This window comes from Mesorhizobium sp. M4A.F.Ca.ET.090.04.2.1, from assembly GCF_003999085.1.
Taxonomy (GTDB): Bacteria; Pseudomonadota; Alphaproteobacteria; order Rhizobiales; family Rhizobiaceae; genus Mesorhizobium.
In genome coordinates, this window is record NZ_RZOT01000641.1 from 1 (window position 1) to 3,123 (window position 3,123).

At 66.6% G+C, this 3,123-nt stretch carries 2 protein-coding genes; both read left to right on the forward strand.

The window, feature by feature from the left end:
* Positions 1 to 2,052, forward strand: a 2,052-nt coding sequence (locus EN781_RS29570; RefSeq protein WP_127400598.1) for a glycoside hydrolase family 15 protein, incomplete at its 5' end; no start/stop codon positions are given.
* A 33-nt stretch (positions 2,053 to 2,085) separates the two neighbouring features.
* A complete protein-coding gene (gnd, locus tag EN781_RS29575; protein ID WP_126057531.1) occupies positions 2,086 to 3,093 on the forward strand; it encodes a phosphogluconate dehydrogenase (NAD(+)-dependent, decarboxylating) in 1,008 nt (335 codons plus the stop codon).
* Positions 3,094 to 3,123 lie beyond the last annotated feature (30 nt).

Sequence of the window (3,123 nt, forward strand, 5' to 3'; positions counted from 1 at the left end):
ATCACCTTCTCGGCACTCAAAGGCTCAGCTAGCGATTACCGCGTCTACTCGCTGCTCGCGCCGCATCTCGTCAATGCCGGCATGGGCAACACCGCCTGGGTGGGCGAGCACAGGGGCAGGCCTGTGCTGTTCGCCTCGGGACGCGGCACTTGCCTGGCGCTTGCCTCATCGCTGCCCTGGGGCGCCTGCTCGGCCGGCTATGTCGGCTTTTCCGACGGCTGGCAGCAGCTCCAGCAGGGCGGCGTCCTCGATCCGGTCTGCCGCCGGGCCGAGGACGGCAATGTGGCGCTGACCGGCGAGATCGGTTTTTCCGCCGCTGACGACACAGCGCTGCTGGCACTCGGCTTTGGAGCCTCGCCGGAAGAGGCCGCCGACCTGGCTTTTGCCAGCCTGAAGCAGGGCTACGACGCCTCCGCCAAGGTCTATGTCGAAAACTGGCGCAAATGGCAGGCCGGGCTGCACAAGCTCGACCGGCACGCGACCTCGGGACTGAACACCTACCGCGCCAGCACGGCGGTGCTGGCTTCGCATCTGTCGATCGCCAGGCCGGGGGCCGCCGTCGCCAGCCTGTCGATCCCCTGGGGCTTCAACAAGGGCGACGACGATCTCGGCGGCTACCACCTTATCTGGCCGCGCGATCTGGTCGAGACTGCCGGCGGCTTCCTAGCCGCCGGCGACGGCAAGCAGGCGCTACAGATCCTGACCCGTCTGCGCACGATCCAGCAGCCGGACGGCCACTGGCCGCAAAATGCCTGGTCCGACGGCACCGCCTATTGGCCGGGCATCCAGATGGACGAATGCGCCTTTCCGCTGCTGCTTGCCGACGCCTTGCGCCGCGCCGGCCACCTGCCACGCGCGAAACTCGCCGGCTTCCTGCCGATGATCGAAAGTGCCGCGTCCTATGTCGTGCGCAACGGGCCGGTCACCGGCGAGGACCGCTGGGAAGAGGATGCCGGCTACAACCCCTTCACGCTGGCCGTCGAGATCGCCGCCCTGCTGGCGGCCGCCGACATGCTCGACATCGTGGGAAAAACAGAGCCGGCAAACTATCTGCGCGAGACCGCCGATTGCTGGAACGACCAGATCGAGCGCTGGACCTATGCCACCGGCACGCCATTATCCGCAGAAATGGGCGTCAACGGCTACTATGTCCGCATCGCCCCGCCGGATACGTCGGATGCCGCCTCCCCCAAGGACGGCTATGTGCCGATCAAGAACCGGCCCCCGGTCGACTCCGACAGGTTGGCCGAGGCTATCATCAGCCCCGATTCGCTGGCGCTGGTGCGCTTTGGTCTCAGGGCGGCGGATGATCCGCGCATTCTAGACACTTTGAAGGCCATCGACGCCCGGCTGCGCTGCGACCTGCCGCAAGGGCCGCTCTGGTATCGCTACACCGGCGACGGCTATGGCGAGCACGAGGACGGCGCGCCCTTCGACGGCACTGGCCAGGGCCGCCCATGGCCGCTGCTGGCGGGCGAGCGTGCCCATTACGAGCTCGCGGCGGGCCGCAGAGACAGGGCGGAAAGCCTGCTCGCGACGCTCGAGGCGTCCGCCGGGATCGGCGGCCTGCTGCCGGAGCAGGTCTGGGACGGCCCCGACATGCCGCAGCGCGAGTTGCGCCGCGGCGCCCCTTCGGGCAGCGCCATGCCGCTGGTCTGGGCGCATGCCGAGCACATCAAGCTCTTGCGTTCGCTTCGCGACGGCGCCGTCTTCGACCTGCCGCCGCAAGGCGTCGAGCGCTACATCAAGGCAAAGACCACCTCGCCGCGCAGGATATGGCGCTTCAACAACAAGATCCGTTCCATCCCCACCGGCAAGATGCTGCGCGTCGAGCTTGCAGCGCGCGGCGTTGTCCATTGGAGCAGCGACAAATGGCTGACGGTGCGCGACGACAAGACGATCGAAAACGCGTTCGGTGTCCATCTGGTGGATTTGTCCGTTGACCGACTTCCGCCGGGGAGCACGATCGTCTTCACTTTTTTCTGGCCCGACACCAGCCGTTGGGAGAATGTCGACTTCACCGTCTGTATCGAAGGGTCGGATAGCCGCTAGATTTCTTCTTCCTCAAACGACTGGGACAAATCCATGCAGATCGGAATGATGGGACTGGGCAGGATGGGCGCCAACATGGTGCGCCGCTTGATGCGCGACGGCCATGAATGCGTCGTCTATGACATCAACCCGGCAAGCGTCGCCGCTTTGGTCAAGGACGGCGCCGTCGGCACCGCCTCGATGGAAGAATTCGTCGGCAAGCTCGCCAAGCCGCGCAGCGCCTGGCTGATGCTGCCGGCGGCGATCACCGGCAGGATCGCCGACCAGGTGGCGGCATTGATGGAGCCCGGCGACATCATCATCGATGGCGGCAATTCCTACTATCACGACGCCGTTGACCAAGCCGCCGAGCTGGCGGCCAAGGGCATCAACTATGTCGATGTCGGCACCAGCGGCGGCGTCTGGGGCCTGGAGCGCGGCTACTGCCTGATGATCGGCGGTCCGGACGAGGCGGTGCGCCATCTCGATCCGATCTTCGCCACGCTAGCGCCCGGCGCCGACGCCGGGAGCACGCCGGCCAAGGACGCCGGCACCGCGCCCTACGGCTACCTGCATTGCGGGCCGAGCGGCGCCGGCCATTTCGTCAAGATGGTCCACAACGGCATCGAATACGGCGTCATGGCCGCCTACGCCGAAGGCATCAACATCCTGAAGTCGGCCAATGCCGGCAAGCGGGCGCGCACCGCCGACGCCGAGACCAGCCCGCTGGAGAACCCGCAATACTACCAGTTCGACATCGACCTGCCGCAGGTCGCCGAGGTCTGGCGGCACGGCAGCGTCATCGGTTCCTGGCTGCTCGATCTCACCGCCGGCGCGCTGAAGAACGATCCGGCGCTGACGCAGTTCGGCGGGCGCGTTTCGGATTCCGGCGAGGGCCGCTGGACGCTCAAGGCGGCGATCGACACCGGCGTGCCGGCGCCGGTGCTGTCCTCGGCGCTTTTCGACCGTTTCTCCTCGCAAGGCGAATCCGAATTCGCCGACAAGCTGCTCTCCGCCATGCGCTACGCCTTCGGCGGCCATGTCGAGAAGCCAAAGACCTGAGAGCGGGGAAGACATCGATGAGTCAGGAAC

Excerpts from the sequence above, each read along its gene's own strand:
- gnd (WP_126057531.1), top strand. The coding sequence starts at position 2,086 with ATGCAGATCGGAATGATGGGACTGGGCAGGATGGGCGCCAACATGGTG.